The organism is Lentzea jiangxiensis, from assembly GCF_900104175.1.
Lineage (GTDB): Bacteria > Actinomycetota > Actinomycetes > Mycobacteriales > Pseudonocardiaceae > Lentzea > Lentzea jiangxiensis.
The window spans coordinates 483,976-501,219 of sequence record NZ_FNIX01000001.1; the positions used below are offsets into that span (position 1 = coordinate 483,976).

Annotated in this window: 17 protein-coding genes; 7 read left to right on the plus strand and 10 right to left on the minus strand. The window is 71.9% G+C overall.

The annotated features are described in order from the left end of the window. The first annotated feature begins 41 nt into the window (after positions 1-41). A complete protein-coding gene (gene rfbB, locus BLQ91_RS02595) occupies positions 42-1,028 on the plus strand; it encodes a dTDP-glucose 4,6-dehydratase (protein WP_090094921.1) in 987 nt (328 codons plus the stop codon). Further along, the gene (gene rfbD, locus BLQ91_RS02600) at positions 986-1,882 is read left to right on the plus strand and encodes a dTDP-4-dehydrorhamnose reductase (RefSeq protein WP_245733026.1); all 897 of its coding nucleotides are present in this window, start codon (positions 986-988) and stop codon (positions 1,880-1,882) included. The genes rfbB and rfbD overlap by 43 nt, the downstream gene beginning before the upstream one ends. A 231-nt stretch (positions 1,883-2,113) precedes the next feature. On the opposite strand, the gene BLQ91_RS02605 is transcribed toward rfbD, so the two are convergent. The 5 genes from BLQ91_RS02605 to BLQ91_RS02625 are packed head-to-tail and all read right to left on the minus strand — an operon-like array spanning position 2,114 to position 7,631. After that, positions 2,114-3,205, minus strand: a complete 1,092-nt coding sequence (locus tag BLQ91_RS02605) for a glycosyltransferase family 4 protein (RefSeq protein ID WP_090094922.1) — start codon at positions 3,203-3,205, stop codon at positions 2,114-2,116. Next, positions 3,206-5,692, minus strand: a complete 2,487-nt coding sequence (locus tag BLQ91_RS02610; RefSeq protein ID WP_245733028.1) for a glycosyltransferase — start codon at positions 5,690-5,692, stop codon at positions 3,206-3,208. A gap of 3 nt (positions 5,693-5,695) precedes the next feature. Continuing rightward, positions 5,696-6,247 carry a hypothetical protein gene (locus tag BLQ91_RS02615; RefSeq protein WP_090094923.1) on the minus strand — a complete coding sequence of 184 codons (552 nt, stop codon included), beginning with the start codon at positions 6,245-6,247 and terminating at the stop codon, positions 5,696-5,698. After that, positions 6,244-6,678, minus strand: coding sequence for a hypothetical protein (locus tag BLQ91_RS02620; RefSeq protein ID WP_090094924.1), 435 nt, complete (start codon positions 6,676-6,678; stop codon positions 6,244-6,246). Before BLQ91_RS02620 ends, BLQ91_RS02615 begins: the two co-directional genes overlap by 4 nt. Positions 6,679-6,728: 50 nt before the next feature. After that, positions 6,729-7,631 (minus strand): glycosyltransferase family 2 protein, encoded by a 903-nt coding sequence (locus tag BLQ91_RS02625; protein ID WP_245733030.1) that lies wholly within the window; start codon positions 7,629-7,631, stop codon positions 6,729-6,731. Positions 7,632-7,651: 20 nt separating this feature from the next. Here BLQ91_RS02625 and BLQ91_RS02630 point away from each other — a divergent pair, with 20 nt between their 5' ends. The 3 genes from BLQ91_RS02630 to BLQ91_RS02640 all read left to right on the plus strand — a co-directional run bounded on the left by BLQ91_RS02630 (position 7,652) and on the right by BLQ91_RS02640 (position 10,728). After that, a complete protein-coding gene (locus tag BLQ91_RS02630; RefSeq protein WP_090094926.1) occupies positions 7,652-8,638 on the plus strand; it encodes a glycosyltransferase family 4 protein in 987 nt (328 codons plus the stop codon). 68 nt (positions 8,639-8,706) lie between these two features. Further along, positions 8,707-9,834: a glycosyltransferase family 4 protein gene (locus BLQ91_RS02635; protein ID WP_090094927.1), complete on the plus strand. Its 1,128-nt coding sequence runs from the start codon at positions 8,707-8,709 to the stop codon at positions 9,832-9,834. 48 nt (positions 9,835-9,882) lie between these two features. Continuing rightward, on the plus strand, positions 9,883-10,728 hold the full coding sequence (locus BLQ91_RS02640) for a glycosyltransferase family 2 protein (RefSeq protein ID WP_176959538.1): 846 nt from the start codon (positions 9,883-9,885) through the stop codon (positions 10,726-10,728). A 293-nt stretch (positions 10,729-11,021) separates the two neighbouring features. Here BLQ91_RS02640 and BLQ91_RS41005 read toward each other — a convergent pair whose 3' ends face one another. Then, a complete protein-coding gene (locus BLQ91_RS41005) occupies positions 11,022-11,426 on the minus strand; it encodes a hypothetical protein (protein WP_090094929.1) in 405 nt (134 codons plus the stop codon). Between the two features lie 101 nt (positions 11,427-11,527). On the opposite strand from BLQ91_RS41005, the gene manB reads away from it, so the two are divergent. Next, the gene (manB, locus tag BLQ91_RS02650) at positions 11,528-12,595 is read left to right on the plus strand and encodes a mannose-1-phosphate guanylyltransferase (protein WP_245733032.1); all 1,068 of its coding nucleotides are present in this window, start codon (positions 11,528-11,530) and stop codon (positions 12,593-12,595) included. Continuing rightward, entirely contained in the window at positions 12,588-13,469 is an 882-nt protein-coding gene (locus BLQ91_RS02655; RefSeq protein WP_090094931.1) for a DNA-3-methyladenine glycosylase family protein, read from the plus strand. Before manB ends, BLQ91_RS02655 begins: the two co-directional genes overlap by 8 nt. Here BLQ91_RS02655 and BLQ91_RS02660 read toward each other — a convergent pair. From BLQ91_RS02660 to BLQ91_RS02675, 4 genes are read right to left on the minus strand one after another with little or no spacing between them, the layout of a single operon-like run. Further along, positions 13,466-13,993: an NUDIX hydrolase gene (locus BLQ91_RS02660; RefSeq protein WP_090094932.1), complete on the minus strand. Its 528-nt coding sequence runs from the start codon at positions 13,991-13,993 to the stop codon at positions 13,466-13,468. The two genes, BLQ91_RS02655 and BLQ91_RS02660, sit on opposite strands and share 4 nt — an antisense overlap. Further along, positions 13,990-15,312, minus strand: a complete 1,323-nt coding sequence (locus tag BLQ91_RS02665) for a coenzyme F420-0:L-glutamate ligase (protein ID WP_090095938.1) — start codon at positions 15,310-15,312, stop codon at positions 13,990-13,992. Before BLQ91_RS02665 ends, BLQ91_RS02660 begins: the two co-directional genes overlap by 4 nt. Continuing rightward, complete coding sequence (gene cofD, locus BLQ91_RS02670; RefSeq protein ID WP_090094933.1) at positions 15,305-16,258, minus strand: 2-phospho-L-lactate transferase; 954 nt, start codon at positions 16,256-16,258, stop codon at positions 15,305-15,307. Before cofD ends, BLQ91_RS02665 begins: the two co-directional genes overlap by 8 nt. 33 nt (positions 16,259-16,291) lie before the next feature. Continuing rightward, entirely contained in the window at positions 16,292-17,047 is a 756-nt protein-coding gene (locus BLQ91_RS02675) for a site-2 protease family protein (RefSeq protein ID WP_090094934.1), read from the minus strand. Positions 17,048-17,244: the final 197 nt, after the last annotated feature.

The following is a 17,244-nucleotide window of genomic DNA, read 5'->3' on the forward strand; positions in this document are numbered from 1 at the left end:
GTGAAAGACTGCGAGCGGGGAACTCCACGGGAGGAAATGGCATGCGCGTACTGGTGACAGGTGGGGCCGGGTTCATCGGCTCGCACTACGTGCGGGAGTTGGTGAGCGGGTCCTACCCGGCGTTCGCCGGTGCCGAGGTGGTGGTGCTCGACAAGCTCACCTACGCGGGCAGCGAGACGAACCTCGCGCCGGTCGCGGGCAAGTTCGAGTTCGTCCGGGGGGACATCTGCGACGCCGCCGTGGTCGCCGAGCAGATGCGCGGCATCGACGTCGTGGTGCACTTCGCGGCCGAGTCGCACGTCGACAGGTCCATCACGGGGTCGGCCGACTTCGTCCTCACCAACGTCCTGGGCACCCAGACGCTGCTCCAGGGCGCCCTCGACGCGGGCGTCGGCCGGTTCGTGCACGTCTCGACGGACGAGGTCTACGGCTCGATCGAGGAAGGCTCCTGGACCGAGACGCACGTCCTCGAGCCCAACTCGCCGTACTCGGCCTCCAAGGCCTCCTCGGACCTGTTGGCCCGCGCGTTCCACCGCACCCACGGGCTGCCGGTGAGCATCACGCGGTGCTCGAACAACTACGGTCCGTACCAGTTCCCGGAGAAGGTAATCCCGCTCTTCGTCACCAACTTGATCGACGGCGAGAAGGTGCCTCTCTACGGCGACGGGCTGAACGTCCGCGACTGGCTGCACGTCGACGACCACTGCCGCGGCATCCAACTCGTCGCCGAGGGCGGCCGGCCCGGCGAGATCTACAACATCGGCGGCGGCACCGAGCTCACCAACCGCGAGCTGACCGAACGGCTGCTGGCCGCGACGGGCCGCGACTGGTCGGCCGTCGAGCCGGTGCAGGACCGCAAGGGCCACGACCGCCGCTACTCGGTCGACATCTCCAAGATCTCCTCCGAGCTGGGCTACGCGCCGCGGGTGGACTTCACCGCCGGCCTCGCGGACACCGTCGAGTGGTACCGCGAGAACCGCGCCTGGTGGGAGCCGCTCAAGCGCCGCGCCGCGCCGGCGAAGGGCTGAGGGCGTTGATCCTCGTCCCCGGTGGTCGTGGCCAGCTCGGCCACGACCTCGCCGCACTGTCCGCCGACGTCCGCGCGGTGTCCTCGGCCGAGCTGGACGTCACCTCGGTGACGGCCGCCGACCTGGCCGGCGCCTCCGCGGTGGTCAACTGCGCCGCCTACACCGCCGTCGACGCCGCCGAGACCGACGAGGAGCGCGCGTTCGCCGTCAACGCCGTCGGCGCCGGGCTCCTCGCCGAAGCGTGCGCCACCGCGGGCATCCCGATGGTCCACGTGTCGACGGACTACGTCTTCTCGGGTGACGGCACGCGCCCCTACGAGCCGTCCGACCCGGTGGGGCCGAAGTCCGCCTACGGCCGCACGAAGCTCGAAGGCGAACGCCGCGTGCTGGAGGCGGGCGGGTACGTCGTGCGCACCGCGTGGGTGTACGGCGTGCACGGCTCGAACTTCGTGAAGACCATGGCGGCACTGGAGTCCTCGCGGCCGACTCTGTCCGTTGTGGACGATCAGGTCGGCTCGCCGACGTGGTCGCGCGACCTCGCGGCCGGTCTTCTCGAACTGGTGTCGGTGCTGCCCTCCGAGCGCCTGCTGCACGCGACGGGCGGCGGTGAGACGACGTGGTTCCGCTTCGCGCAGGCGATTTTCGAGGAACTGGGGGCCGATCCCTCGCGCGTGCGGCCCTGCGCCACCGCCGACTTCCCGCGCCCCGCCCCGCGACCTGCCTACTCGGTGCTGTCGGGGGCCGCGTGGGCGAAGGCGGGACTGCGCCCGTTGCCGCAGTGGCGAAGCGCCCTTTCGGAGGCGTTCCGGGCGGGCGTCGTGGCTCCTCGTGCCGGTGCTGCGCCATTGGGGTGACCGGTCTGGCCCGGCCGTTCCCGGTGCGGCAGCCTGTTCGGCATGGTCGATTCCGGGCGCACACCTCAGCGTCCCGCGACAGAGGATTCCGAACGGCAGCGCTTCCTCAAGAGCGTTGCCGTCGTCACGGGCTCGCGACAGGTGTCGATGAGCCAGCTCGACAAGCGTTCGCCGAGGCCGCACTCCCGGTGAAGCGCGGGGGCGCCGGGGTTCCGGCGCCCTGCGGCGAACTCAGGAACGGCTGCGCCGGTACGCCTCGACGGTCTTCTCCGCGCACCGCCGCCAGGTGAACCCGGACGCGTGCGCCCGGCGTTCGGACTGGGCCTCGGGGGTGGTGGGAGCCGCCACGGCCCTGGCCAGCCCGTCGGCGAGCGCCTCGACGTCCCCGACCGGCACGTGCAGCGCGTGCCCACCGGCGACCTCGCGCAGGGCGGGCACGTCCGAGCACACCACGGGAACGTTGCAGGCCAGCGCTTCCAGCACCGGCAGGCCGAAGCCCTCGTCGCGCGACGGCAGCACCAGTGCTGTCGCCCCGGCCACCACCGACCGCAGGTGCACGTCCGAGAGGTACCCGGTCCGCAGCACCCGTCCGTCCACACCGGACCGGCCGGGTCCGACGATCACCAGCGGCGGCAGCGCCGGGTCGGAGGCGTGCGCCTCGGCCAGGTACCCGAGTCCCTTGCGCGGTCCGTCCGCACCCACGAACAGCAGGTACTCCGACGGCAGCCCGAGCCGGCCGCGCAACGTCGTGGACGGCGGCCGTGCGGCGAACCAGGCCGGGTCGACGCCCAGCGGCGTCACGACGATCTTCTCCAGGGGCACCGAGAACCGGTCCGCGACCACGGAGGCCACGGCGGCGGTGGGCGTGCAGATCACGTCCGCGCGCTGGGCGGAGAGCCGGACCAGCTCCGGCAGCCGGCGGTCCGACGGCGGCAGGTCGCCGGGGGCGTCGAGGAACGCCAGGTCGTGGATCGTGACGACCTTGCCGGCCCGGATCGTCGGTGGCAGCACGAAGTTCGTGGCGTGCATGACGTCGGTGAACCCGGCGAGCACCTCGACCGGCGGGAACGGGGCGCTGAGCCACATCTGGCGCAACGCGCGCGCCGAGACGGGCAGGCCGCGTGCCGTCACGTCGTGCGGCAGCACCGTCCGCAACGCGCGCCAGCCGCGCAGGGTGAACGCCACCGCCCGGACGTCGACCTCCTCCGGCATGGACGCCAGTTCCTCGGCCAACGCCGCTGTGTAGCGGCCGATTCCGGTGCGGTGCCCGAGCAGGGGGGTGCCGTCGAGCAGCACCTTGAGGGGTTTGCGGGATCTCGCCATCTACCTGCCACCACGCGCGATCTTGCGCAGACGCCCCGTCGCCCGCTTGGCCAACTCGGTCGGGCCGCCCGCGTCCAGGTACTCGCGCACCAGCAGCAGGTCCCGCTTCACCTTGTCCGCCGTGCTCAACTCCGGTGTGCGCACCATCGGTGCGGAGCCGGGCAGACGGTCCGCGGCGGGCCTGGGGTTGCGGCAGAACTCCGCCAGCGGCGCGAGCGCCGTCTCCCAGGTGAACCGCTCACGGACAACGGCGATGCGCTCGCGGCACGCGGCCGCGAACTCCTCGTCGTAGAGCACCTTCTCCAGCGCGTCGGCCAGCGCCTCCGGGTCCTCCGGTGGCACGACGACGCCCAAACCCTCGCGCAGCACCAGGTCCGCGAACGAGTCGCCGGACGTGGTGACGATCGGCAGGCCCGCCCACAGGTAGTCGAGCACCCGCGTGCGGAACGCGAACGTGGTCTCCACGTGCTCGTAGTGCGTGGTGACACCGCAGTTCGCGTCGAGCAGCCAGTTCTGCCGCTCGGTGTAGGGCACCCAGCCGTCGTTGAAGAACACGGTCTCGCCGGTCAGCCCCAGTTGCGCGGACAGCGCCCGCGTCCGGCCCGCGATGTCCATGTCCGGGACCTCGGGGTTCGGGTGCTTCATGCCGAGGAAGTAGAGCTTCGCGGACGGCTGCCGCTCGCGCAGGTGGCCCATCGCCTCGATCAGCGACAGCGGGTCGAACCAGCTGTAGACGCCACCGGCCCAGATCACGACCTTGTCGGAGTCGCTCACACCGGGCACGACGCCCTTGATCGCCGGGCCGGTGCGCTGTGGCGGCTTGCCCGACAGTCCGAACGGGACGATCCCGAGCAGCGACTGCGTGGTCGGGTCGTTGTCGTACAGCGTCGGCGTCAGGCGGCCGAGCGCCGCCAGGTGGCCGAGCCAGAAGTGCCGCTGCCGCTCCGACGCGCACAGGAAGAAGTCGCCGCGTTCGAGCTGCGTGTTCAGGACCCTGGTGACGGTCTCCAGGTCGAGGGCGCGCTTCTCGTCCGTGTCGTCCTTGCCCTGCTCCAGCAGTTCCAGGTGCATCGGGTCGTACATGTCGCAGACCACGATCTTGGTCGACGACGCCTTCTTCAGCTCGCTGACCATCTCCAGGGCGTGGCCCTGCAGCACGACCACGTCCGCCCACTCGACGTGCGGCGGCAGCTCCTTCGGCCGGGCGCGCTCGACGCCGAACGGCGCGTCCGGCGGCGCGCACAGCGGGTTCGTCGTCACCAGGCGGACCTGGTGCTCGCCGGACAGCACGTCGGCCATGTGCCAGGCGCGGATTGCGGGACCCGCCATCCGGTCGGAGATCGCGTCACCGGTGATCACGAGGATCTTGCGCGGCTTGCCGAACACGTCGTCGAGGCCGAGGACGTCGACGAGGACGTCGTGCGCCGCGAGGTAGCGCGGCAGCGGGTACGCGGGCTCCAGGGCCTTGCGCATCAACGGGACGAGGTCGGTGTCGGACAGCCGGCGCGCGGCCTGCTCGACCTTGCGCGACTCGGCCAGCGACGGCATCTGCTCGACGAACTGGTCGATCGCGAGGAACCCGGCGAGCGCCTGCCGCGACATCCCGACCGGCTCGCGGTCCTGCGCGGGGTCGGCGGGCCTGCGGGTGATCTCCAGCTGCGTCGGGTCGATCTCCCCGCGCGCGGTCGCCCGGCGCACGCACAGCGCGAGCGCGGCCGGCAGCACCTTGGCCAGCGTCTCGTCGGAGAAGTTCTTGTACAGCGACATGAGCGCGTTGCGCTCCAGCAGGTACAGCTCGCGGCTGTGGTCGATCGAGCTCATCGACGCGTGGTGGCGGTGGTACGTGAGCGACGCCGGTTCGTAGCGGACCCGCCAGCCGCGCAGGTTGAGCCGCCAGCCCAGGTCGACGTCCTCGTAGAACATGAAGAACCGCTCGTCGAACCCGCCGAGCTCGCGGTAGAGCTCCGCGCGCACGAACATCGCCGAGCCGGTGCCGAACAGCACGTCCTTCGCGCCGTCGTGCGAGCCGTCGTCGTCCTGGCCCGCGTGGCGCTTGTAGCCCATGCCGAACCAGGTCAGCCCGCCGTCGACGAAGTCGATCTTCTCGCCCTCCCAGTCGAGGACCTTGCTCGCGACCGAACCGACCGCGGGCTCCGCGTGGAACACCCTGATCGCGGCCTTGATCCAGTTCCGGTCCGCGCGGGCGTCGTTGTTGAGGAACGCGAGCACGCCGCCCCTGGCGTGCTCGACGCCGAGGTTGCAGCCGCCGGCGAAGCCGAGGTTGCGCTCGGAGGTGATGATCTCGGCACCGGGCAGGGCGGACCTGAGCCGTGCGGTGTCGTGCGCCTCGTTGTCGACGACGATCACCTGGAGCAGCTCGGCGGGGTAGTCCACCTCGGCCAGCCCGCGCACGCAGGTGATGGTGTCCTCCGCGCCGCGGTAGTTGACGACGACGACGGACACGACGGGCAGTGAGGATCGATCCACGCGCTAAGCCTGCCTCATCACTCTGCGCGCCCGCAGTGTGGTCGCACAGATCAACAGCAGCAGGACGGCGGCGGGCACCCCGAAGACCCACTCGCCGGACCAGTCGTTGCGGTCGGCGAGCAGCGGCTTCATCAGCGGGTGGCGCAGGACGGTGGCCGGGCCGGGCCGCATCCTCTTGTCCTGTTCACCCCGCACCACGATCCGCAGCTCGGCGCCGTCGGGGCAGGTGACGTGGTGGGCGAACACCGGGTTGTCCGGTCCGGGGACCTCCTCCACGCTCGTGATGGCGCACGTCTGCCGCGTGGCGAGGACGTCCATCAACGCGCGGTGACCGTCGCCGACGAGCACCGCCGTGCCGGGGATCACGACCATGAACGCGGGCAGCACCAGCCACGCCGGGCCGAGCTTGCCGACGCCCCACGCGAACGCGAGCGACAGCAGGCACGCCGGTACGAGCACCACGAGCTGGTACTCCTCGGGCACGACGGCACCCAGCACGACCGCGGCGGCGATCGCGGCGAGCCCGACCACGACGAGCGGCACCGGCCGCCTCACGGCTGCTTCCTGATCAGCCAGGCGAGGGGAACGAGAAGAGTCATCGCTACGGGGACGCCTGTGACCGGTAGGAGGTTCCACCGCGAATCGCCGGCCCACAGCGGCCACAGCGGCGGCCCGGCGAGCACCTCGGCCTCGCGCACCGCGAGGCGGTCGTCCCGGTCGCGGTCCAGCTCGACCTCGCCGCTGCGGCACGTCAGCACGTGGTCGGCGGACGGGTACTCGGCGGACGGGTGCTCGTCGGTCCCGGCGACGACGCGGCGCTCGGCGTGCCCGATCCGCTGCATCAGCACGCTGTGCACGCCGAACGTCAGCAGGAACGGCGCCAGCGGGCCGAGGGCGAACGCGGGCAGCGCGACGCTGAGCCCGACGCCGATCGCCAGTGCGACCAGACCGCCGGTGACCAGCAGCAGGGCGAACCGCCGCGGCACCGGCGAGGTGTCCGGCCGGTGGACCGCGCGGGGCCCGCGGCCGCGGGACGTCAGCGGCCCGCCCAGTCCTGCCAGACGCGGCGGCGGGGGACCTCGGTGGTGATCCTCACCCTCTGGACGAGCGTGGCCGGGAGCCGCAGCACCACCTCTCCCAACACGCGGGCGCGCAGGCCCGGGCGGAAGTTGGCCGCGTCCGGGACGTCCTCGCGGAACGGCAGCAGCACCGTGATCGCGAGGAACCGGGCGAGCTGGGTGGCCGCGACGCCCGCGGGGGCGCAGCGCAGCAGCATCAGCAGGCGGTTGCGCTCGTTCCAGCGGTGGAAGAGCACCGAGCCGGGACGCGTGCTGGCGCCGTGCCTGTGCCGGACGCGCGCCGGCCCGACGGAGATCACGCGGTGCCCGGCCAGCCGCAACCGCCAGGCCGTGTCGGTGTCCTCGTAGTAGCAGAAGAAGCTCGCCGGCACGCCGCCCACGGACCTCAGGACGTCCGTCCGGAGCAGTGCCGCGCCCCCGCAGAACCCGAACACCTCGCGCCCGGCCAGCACGAGGTCCCTGCCGTGGCCGTCCGCGGTCAGCGCCACGCCGACGGACTGCGTCGAGCCGTCCAGGAGCAGGATCGACGAGGTGGCGGCCGCTGCCAGGGGGTCGGCTTCGAGAGCGCTCTCCAGCTCGGCCAGCCACGACCGGTCCGGCGCCGCGTCGTCGTTGAGCCACGCGACGTACGGGGTGTCCACCCTGTCCAGGACGGCCGCGAGCCCGCCCGCGTAGCCGCGGTTGCGCGGCAGCCGGACGACCTCGTGCCCGCTGATCAGCTCGGCCGTGCCGTCGTCGGAGGCGTTGTCCACGACGATCGTCCTGTGTGGACTCTTCTGGGCGGCGAGGGCGTCCAGGCACGCCTTGATGTGGTCACGGCCGCGCCACGTCACGACCACCACGGTGCTGAGAGCGGACACGGCGTGAGACGGTACGCGACGTGCCCGAGCTAGTAGTGCTGACCGAGCAGCTCAACGCCCCGGTCCCCGGCGGTACCGGCCGCTACACGGCGGAGCTGCTCCCGGCGTTGGCGAAGACCGCCCCGGACGGCTGGTCCGTGACGACCGCGGCGACGGCCCGCGCCGACCGCGTGATCAGGGTGCCGCGCCGGGTGCTCGTGGCGCTGTGGGAACGCGGGCTGCCACCGGGGCTCGGCCCGCACGTGCACGCCCCGACGCCGCTCGCCCCGCTGCCGGGGGCCGTCGTCACCGTGCACGACGTGGTGCCGTGGACCCATCCGGAGACGCTGACCCCGCGCGGCGTCGCGTGGCACCGCAAGGTGATCTCCCGTGCGGCGCGTGAGGCCCGTGCGCTCGTCGTGCCCACTCAGGCGGTTGCATCTCAGTTGGCGGAGTGCGTTCGGGTCGAGGTGCCGGTGCACGTCGTGCCGAACGGCGTGACACGGCTCGTCAGCGCTTCACGGCCTGATGACCTGCCACCGTCGTACGTGCTCGCGGTGGGAACGATCGAGCCGCGCAAGGGCTTCGGGTTGCTGGTGCGGGCGACCGAACGGCTGCGGGTGCCGCTGGTCGTGGTCGGCCCGCAGGGCTGGGGCGACGTCGACCTGCGCGCGCCGCACGTGACGTTGCTGGGCAGGGTCTCCGACGAACGGCTCGCCTCGGTGCTGGCCGGTGCGACGGTGCTCGCCGCCCCCAGCCTGGCCGAGGGCTTCGGGCTGCCGGTGCTGGAGGCGATGGCCGCCGGCGTGCCCGTCGTGCACTCCGACGACCCGGCCCTGGTGGAGGTCGCGGGAGGCGCCGGAACCGTCGTGAGGCGGGGAGACCTGGCGTCGTTGACGGAAGGACTGCGGGCCGTTCTGGCGGATCCTGGTCACACCGTCTCGGCCGGTCGCACCCGTGCGGGCGAGTTCACCTGGGAAAAGACGGCGGAGGGCGTTTGGGCGGCCCACGCTGCACGAGCGGATTAGCGCATTCCTGCTCGACGCTTTCCCCGAGGACATTACGCTAGCTGATCGTGCCGAGTGCCGAACCCAGCGTGCTGATCGACGCCACCGCGATCCCCGCAGACCGTGGTGGCGTCGGCCGTTACGTGGATTCGCTCGTCGCGGCACTGGACGCGGACGGCACCAAGCTCTCCGTCGTCTGCCAGGCACGGGACGAAGAGCTGTTCAGCAAGATCGCGCCGAACGCCCGCGTGGTCCGCGCCGTCGACGCCGTCGCCACCAGGACGGCCCGCCTGGCCTGGGAGCAGACGACGCTGCCCCGGCTGGCCCGCGTGCTCGGCGTCGACGTCGTCCACTCGCCGCACTACACGCTTCCGCTGGCCAGCAAGGCCGCCTCGGTCGTGACGCTGCACGACGCCACCTTCTTCACCGACCCGGTGCTGCACTCGTCGGTCAAGGCGCGCTTCTTCCGCGCGTGGACCCGAGCCTCGCTGCGCCGCGCCGAACTCTGCGTCGTCCCGTCCCAGGCGACCGCCGACGAACTGGTCCGCGTCGCCGCGGCCGACCGCCGGGTGCTGCACATAGCGCAGCACGGCGTCGACACCGAACGCTTCCACCCGCCGTCACCGGACGAGATGGCGACCGTCCGCCGCACCCTGTCGCTGGCCGACACCCCGTACGTCGCGTTCCTGGGAGCCCTGGAACCGCGCAAGAACGTCCCGGCCCTGATCCGCGGCTTCGCGCAGGCGGTCGCCGGCCGCACCCACCCGCCCGCCCTGGTGCTCGCGGGCCAGCCCGGCTGGGACAGCCAGGTCGAACGGGCGCTCGACTCGGTCCCGCACCGCATCCGCGTGATCCGCGCGGGCTACCTGCCGTTCGAACAGCTCGCCGGCTTCCTCGGCGGCGCCGAGATGGTCGCGTACCCGTCGCTCGGCGAGGGCTTCGGCCTGCCGGTGCTGGAGGCGATGGCGTGCGGCGCGTGCGTGCTCACCACCCGGAGGCTTTCCCTGCCGGAGGTCGGCGGCGAGGCGGTCGCGTACTGCGGCGTCGGGGCGGGGGACATCGCGGCGGCGATCGCCGACCTGCTGGACGACCCGGCCCGCCGCGCGTCGCTCGCGGCTTCGGGGCAGCAGCGCGCCAAGGACTTCTCGTGGGCCGTGAGCGCCGAGCGCCACCGGCTGGCCTACGAACGCGCCGCGATGGTGCGCCGCCGCAAGTGACCCCGGTGCCGCACAGGGCCGTCGGCTGACGGCGCTACTGTGTCGCGCGTGAACTACGGCGACGGACTTGGTGTCGTGACGGTCACGTACTCGCCGGGCGAGACGCTGGCTCCGTTTGTGGACACCCTCGCGAAGGCCACTTCCCGTCCGGTGCGGGTGGTCCTCGCCGACAACGGCTCCACCGACGGGGTGCCGGAGGCCGTCGCGGCGTCCCGGGACCACGTGGAGTTCGTCCCGACGGGCGGCAACCTCGGCTACGGCGGCGGGGCCAACCGCGGCGTCGCCGCTCTGGGACCCGACGTCGGCTGGGTGCTGATCTCCAACCCCGACATCGAGTTCGCTCCCGGCAGCGTCGACGCGCTGCTGGAAGCCGCCGAGCGGTGGCCCCGCGGGGGGATGTTCGGGCCGTTGATCCGGGAGCCCTCCGGGGAGGTCTACCCGTCCGCCCGGTTGCTGCCCTCGATCGGGCGCGGGATCGGGCACGCCCTGTTCGGGTCCGTGTGGAAGTCGAACCCCTGGACGCGGGCCTACCGGCAGGAGACCGAACCCGTCGAGCGGACGGCCGGGTGGTTGTCCGGGTCCTGCTTCCTGATGCGGCGCGAGGCTTTCGACGCCGTGGGCGGGTTCGACGAGAAGTACTTCATGTACTTCGAGGACGTCGACCTGGGGGAGCGGGTCGCCGCCGCCGGGTGGGACAACGTCTACGTGCCCGACGCCGAGGTCGTGCACATCGGTGGGCACTCGACCGCTCGGGCCTCCGCCCGGATGTTGAGGGAGCACCACCGGAGCGCTTACCGGTACCTGGCTGATCGGCACCCCGGGGTGCTGTGGGCCCCGTTCCGGGCGGCCTTGAAGGCCGGGTTGGCTCTGCGGGTGAAGATTCTCACCCGGTGAGGGTTGTGGGTTCCTGTTTCCTGCTCGGGGCTCCGGCCCGGACCCCGCCGATCTGATCCGAAGCCGGGCCGGCGCCGTAGGCGGGTTGACGGCTCGCCTTCGGCGTCGCGGGTGGTCTGGGTGCGGCTGCCAGGCGGCTGCTGGCGTCGGCGTTCTGTCGCGCCGGACTGTCAGACCTGCCGAGTACGTTGGGTCGCGGGGGGTCCTGATCCACAGGGGACGCCTGCGTCAGCATGCGCGGCCGCGCCCGTGGTGTGTGCCGCGTCCCGGCTTGCGCGCGGGTGCGGCAGAGCTCACATGTCGCCGCTGAGCCGTTTCGACAGCGAGTTGCGGTTCTGCTGGTGGTTCGAGACGGTCGGGATCATGCCCGGCTGGACGACCTGGGTGATCTCCGCGTCGTCCTTGTGCTGGGGCTGCGCGGGCATCGGCTGCGTCGGCATCGGGGGCTGCTGCGGCTTCTGCGGCTGCTGCTGGTGCGGGGGGCGCTGAACGTGCTGGTGCTGACCCATTTGCGCTGATGGCAGGATCATGGTGGAGTCCGGGTCCCGGCGCGGGTCCACGGCGTTGACCAGCGTTCGGGGGATCTGCTGCGTGTCGGACGCGTCCATGGGGGACGTCATGTTGTCCGGAGTCACGATGTTCCGCCCACGTGCGCGGGCGCGGGCGAGCATGGCGTCGGCCCGGTCGCGGGGGTCCATGTCGGATTTTGCTCCTTGCCGGGACCAGATCCCGTATGACGATCTGCTTCGTGTCAGAGTATTCCGTCGAACGGCTCGCTGTAACGCGGAGGAGGAAAAAGGTGCACGGCGTCGAAGCTGTGGTGCTGGTCGGGGGCAAGGGCACCCGTCTTCGCCCGCTGACCCTGTCCGCTCCCAAACCCATGTTGCCGACCGCGGGGGTGCCATTTTTGACGCACCTCCTGTCGCGGATCAAGGAGGCCGGCATCACGCACGTGGTGCTGGGGACCTCGTACAAGGCCGAGGTGTTCGAGGAGTACTTCGGGGACGGGTCCCGGCTCGGGCTGGAGCTCGAGTACGTGGTCGAGGAAGTGCCGCTGGACACGGCGGGGGCGATTCGCAACGTTGCGGACAAGCTGCGTGAGCCCGATGTGATGGTCTTCAACGGCGACATCCTCTCGGGGGTCGATCTGACGGGGATCGTGGACACGCATCGCAAGCACGAGGCCGATGTGACGCTGCACCTGGTGAAGGTGCAGGACCCCAGGGCTTTCGGGTGCGTGCCGACGGACGACGAGGGGCGCGTCCAGGCGTTCCTGGAGAAGACGGAGAACCCGCCGACGGACCAGATCAACGCCGGGTGCTACGTGTTCCGGCGTGAGGTGATCGACGCGATTCCCGCCGGTCGGCCGGTGTCGGTGGAGCGCGAGACGTTCCCCGGGCTGCTCGAGTCGGGCAAGCGGTTGCAGGGCCACGTGGACGCCACGTACTGGTTGGACCTCGGCAAGCCGGAGGCGTTCGTGCAGGGGTCCGCGGACCTCGTGCGCGGCGTTGCGCCGTCTGCCGCGGTTGCACAACCCGGCGACTACCTGGTGCTGGAAGGCTCGGCGGTGCATGAAGGCGCCACGGTCAAGGGTGGCAGCACGGTCGGTTTGAACTGCACGGTCGCAGAGGGGGCCGTGCTCGACGGCGCGATCCTGTTCGACGGTGCGGTTGTCGGTGAGGGTGCCGTTGTGGAGCGCTCGATCGTGGGTGCCGGTGCGCTCGTGCAGGCCGGTGCGGTGCTGCGGGACGCCGTGATCGGCGACAGCGCCGTGATCGGTGCCCGGTGCGAGCTGATCGGTGGGGCGCGCGTGTGGCCGGGTGTGGTGCTGCCCGAGGCCGGCGTGCGCTTCTCGACGGATGCCTAGCAGAGCCTGGACACCACCGTTCCCACTCGACCTGGGCGCGGTGCTCATGCCGCTGCGCCGCGGACCCGGCGACCCGTCCTTCAGCGCGGAGGGCGGCGTCTGGTTCGCGGCGAACACGCCGTGCGGTGCCGGAACGGTCCACATCAGGCACGTCGGCGGCGAAGTGCTGGCGGAGGCTTGGGGTGAGGGCGGGCAGTGGCTGCTCGACGGGCTGCCCGCCCTGCTCGGCGCGGACGACCCGGTGGACGAGTTCGTCGCGCACCACCCGGTGATCGCCGAGTCGAGGAGACGGCGTCCGGGACTGCGGCTCGGGTCCACCGGACGCGTCTGGGACCTGCTGTTCGCCTCGGTCCTGGAGCAGAAGGTCACCGGCGTGGAGGCGTTCCGGACGTGGCGCGAGCTCGGCCGGCGGTTCGGTGAGAACGCTCCCGGGCCGAAGCCGCTGAAGGTTCCGCCGACGCCGCAACGGTTGCTGGGCCTGCACGACTGGGAGTGGCACCAATGCGGCCTCGACGGCGCGCGCCGCCGGACGCTGGTCAAGGCCGCGCAGGTCGCGCACCGGCTGGAGAAGGCCGCCGAGATGCGCAGCCGCGAGCTGCTCGAGAAGGTGCCCGGGATCGGCGTGTGGACCTCCGCCGAGGTGGCGCAACGGTCCTGGGGCGACCCGGACGCGGTCAGCGTCGGCGACTACCACGTCGCCAAGAACGTCACGTGGGCGTTGACCGGCACGCCGGGCGACGACGACGCCATGATGGAGCTGCTGGCGCCGTACCAGCCGCAGCGCCACCGCGCGGTCCGCTACCTGCTGGCGGCCGGGCTGACCCGGCCGCGGCGGGCACCGAGGTTCTCGCCGCGCGACTACCGCGCGTTCTAGCGCAGCCGGGCGAGAGCGCTCTCGATCAGGGGGTGCAGGTCGTCCACGTTGTCGGGCAACCCGTCCAGCGGCCACCACTGCAGGTCGACCGACTCCGCCGAACGCACCGGTTGCGCGCCGACGGGGGCGCGGACCAGGAACCGCACGTCGAAGTGGCGCGTCGGCTTGCCGAGCGAGCACGTGATCGGGTGCACGTCGAGGTGGATCGGTGCCGGCTCGATGCGCAGGCCCCGCATGCCGGACTCCTCGGTGGCCTCGCGCAGGGCCGCGGCGGACAGCGACACGTCCTCCGGCTCGCAGTGGCCGCCGAGCTGGAGCCACCGGCCCACCCGCGGGTGCAGCGTCAGCAGCGCGTGCTCGGCGGTGGCGTCCAGGACCAGCGCCGAGGCCGTGATGTGCCCTGGTTCGCAGGACCGCAGGCAGGCGTCCTCGCGGGCCGCCAGGAAGCCCAGGTAGGCCTCGCGCAGGGCGTCCTGGCCCGGGAACCGGCTCAGCGTCGAGACGGCGTCGGCGTGCAGCGTCACAGTTCGACCAGCCCTTCCAGCGGCTCGCGCGGAACGAGCGGCTCGACCGGGTGGCCGACCGCTACCGCGCCCAACGGTTCCCAGTCACCGGGGACACCCAGCACGGAACGCACCACGTCCGCGCAGAAGATCGTCGACGACACCCAGCACGAGCCGAGGCCCTCGGCGGCCAGCGCCACCAGCAGGCCCTGCACGGCGGCGCCGCCGGCGACCGTGAACATCGTCTTCTCGGCTTCGGCCCGGCGCTCGTCGGGGTAGCTGTGCGCCCCGTCGCGCACGAGGAACGGCACCACGACCTCGGGCGCCTCGACCAGCAGGTCGCCGCGGCGCACCCGGCGCGCGATCTGCTCGGGCGTGAACCCGTCGGCGCGCAGGTCGGTCTCCCACTGCTCGCGCATGGCCCGCAGCAGCTCGGCGCGCTTCTCCCGCACCAGGACGAACCGCAGGGGCTTCGTGTGGTGCGGCGCGGGCGCGGTGAGCGCCGCACCGACGGCACGCTTCAGGACGGCGAGGTCGACGGGTTCGTCGGAGTAGAACCGCACGGACTTGCGCAGCAGCACGGCCTCCGCGCGGCCCCGCGCCAGCGCCTCCTCCGTGCCGAGGCTGAACAGGTCCTCCTCGACGGGGCGGTTCAGGTCGCGCGCGGTGGAGCCGTCGTCGACCACGTCGAACCCGCGCAGCACCGCCACCGGAACCCCGCCGAGCTTGCCCTTCACGAGGTCGGCGGCCGCCGCGATCTCGTCGGCGACCGCGACCAGCGTCACCGCGAGCTGGTTGCCGTGCTCGTCCACCGCGCCCGCGTAGTCGTGCAGCACACGGATGCCGGACGAGCCGATCGCGGCGTCGGTCTGGCCCATCCGCCACGCGCGGCCCATCGTGTCGGTGACCACCACGGCGACCTCGACGCCCAGCAGGGCCTTCACCGCGGCGCGCAACGAGGCCGCGGAGCCGTCCGGGTCGACCGGGAGCAGCGCGATCTCGTCGCCCGCCACGTTCGAGGCGTCGACGCCGGACGCGGCCTGCACGACGCCGAGCTTGTTCTCGGTGATCAGCGTCCGCATCTTGCGGGCGAGCACGCGCACCGACTCGGCGTCGACGTGTGCACGCCGGATCCTGTCGCGTTCCTCGGGATCGGCCGGCACGCGGACCAGTCGTCCCTCTACTTTGGACAGGACTTTGGAGGTGACGACCAGCACGTCGCCGTCGCGCAGCCAGGGCGCGGCGGTCACGATCGCGCCCGCCAGGTCGTCGCCGGGGCGGAACTCCGGCAACCCGGTGACCGGCAGCAGCTCCAGCGCCGCGGCGGCGTGGTCAGTCAACGTCGACCCCGGCCAGGTCCAGCGCGGCGCGGGCCATCCGCGCCGTGGCGTCCACATCGGACATCAGCAGCGGGACGGCGCGGACCGCGACACCGGGGACGTCGGCGCGGTCGCCGGTGTGCACCAGCCACGCGTCGAGGATGCCGTCCTCGGAGCACTTGCGGGAGCCGTAGTGCCGCCCGACCGCCTCGGCCGAGGTCTCGACACCGATCGCGTCCAGACAAGCGTCGGCCATGCCCCGCAACGGCTTCCCGCCGATGATCGGCGACAGGCCCACGACCCCGGCGTCGGTCTTGCGCAACGCGTCGCGCACTCCGGGCACGGTGAGGATCGTGCCGATGCTCACCACGGGGTTGGACGGGGCGAGGACCACGGCGTCGGCCTCGCCGATCGCGTCCAGCACGCCGGGACCCGCGGTGGCCGTCTCGGCGCCGACGAACGCGAACGACCTCGCGGGCACGGCGGCGCGGTGCTTGACCCACCACTCCTGGAAGTGGATCGCCTTCTGCTCGCCGTCCAGTTCGACGACGACGTGCGTCTCGACCCTGTCGTCCGACATCGGCAGCAGCTTCACGCCCGGCTGCCACCGGTCGCACAGGGCCTCCGTCACGGCGGACAGCGGGTAGCCGGCGCGCAGCATGCGGGTGCGGACGAGGTGCGTCGCGATGTCGCGGTCGCCGAGGCCGAACCACGTCGGCTCGGCGCCGTACGCCGCGAGCTCGTCCTTGACGGTCCACGACTCGCCCTCGCGGCCCCAGCCGCGGTCGACGTCGATGCCGCCACCGAGCGTGTACATGCAGGTGTCGAGGTCAGGGGTGATGCGCAGCCCGTGCATCCACACGTCGTCACCGGTGTTCACGACGGCGGTGACGTCCGCTCCGAGTGCTTTGAGTCCCTGCAGGAACCTGGCGCCGCCGACCCCGCCGACGAGTGCTACGACCTTCACGCCCGCCCATGCTTCCACAGCGCCGGATCGGCCTCACAGGTAGCGCCAGAACGAGAACGTGTCGGAACCGACGTAGGCCGCGAAGGCGTCGCCGCCGACGAGCTCGAACACCCAGGCCGAGACCTGGAAGAAGAGGCGGCTGACCGCGCTGAAGCCGATCAGCACGGCGAACAGGACCAGCGGCGCCCACGGCCGGGCCTTGGCGCCGAACCGCTGCGCCTCGTAGGGCAGGAACGGCTCGATGGCGCCCCAGCCGTCGAGACCGGGGATCGGCAGGATGTTGAGCACGAACGCGAACACCTGCAACAAAGCAAGGTACGAAATCGCGGCGGCGAGGGCGGCGGGCGGTGAGAAGATCGCCACGACGAGCGCGAGCAGGACGCCGATCACGAGGTTCGACAGCGGTCCCGCGAGTGAGACCAACGACTCGACCCGCTTGTTGCGCAGGGCGTGGTGGTTGATCCACACGGCGCCGCCCGGCAGCGGGATCCCGCCCATGACCAGCAGCACCAGCGGCAGGACGATGCTGAGCACGGGGTCGGTGTAACGGCGGATGTCGAGGGTCAGATAACCCTTGTCGCGCACGGAGAAATCGCCGCCCTTGTACGCGACGGCGGCGTGCCCGAACTCGTGCAGGCACAGCGTCACCGCCCACCCGGCGAGCACGAAGAGGATCGTGCCCGAGATGACGGCGACTTCCCCTTCGGACAGGGTGAGAGCAGCTCCCGCGGCCGTCGCCGCGAGCAGGCCGAGGAACAGCGGACTGGGGCGCACTGCTGATCGCTTCACCCCTCCAGTGTGGCGTGTCGGCCGGCCTCCTGGGCCGTTCGAGGAGGGGTTGCGACACATGGATCACTGTCTGTGCTGCACGTCAAGGTTTGAGCGGCCATTCGCGGGAATATCCCCCGACGTGTGGACTCCGCTTGACCGCCCGCTGTGACGCAGGTGTAATCACATCGGTGTCATTCGTCGTTGTGGGAGCGGCG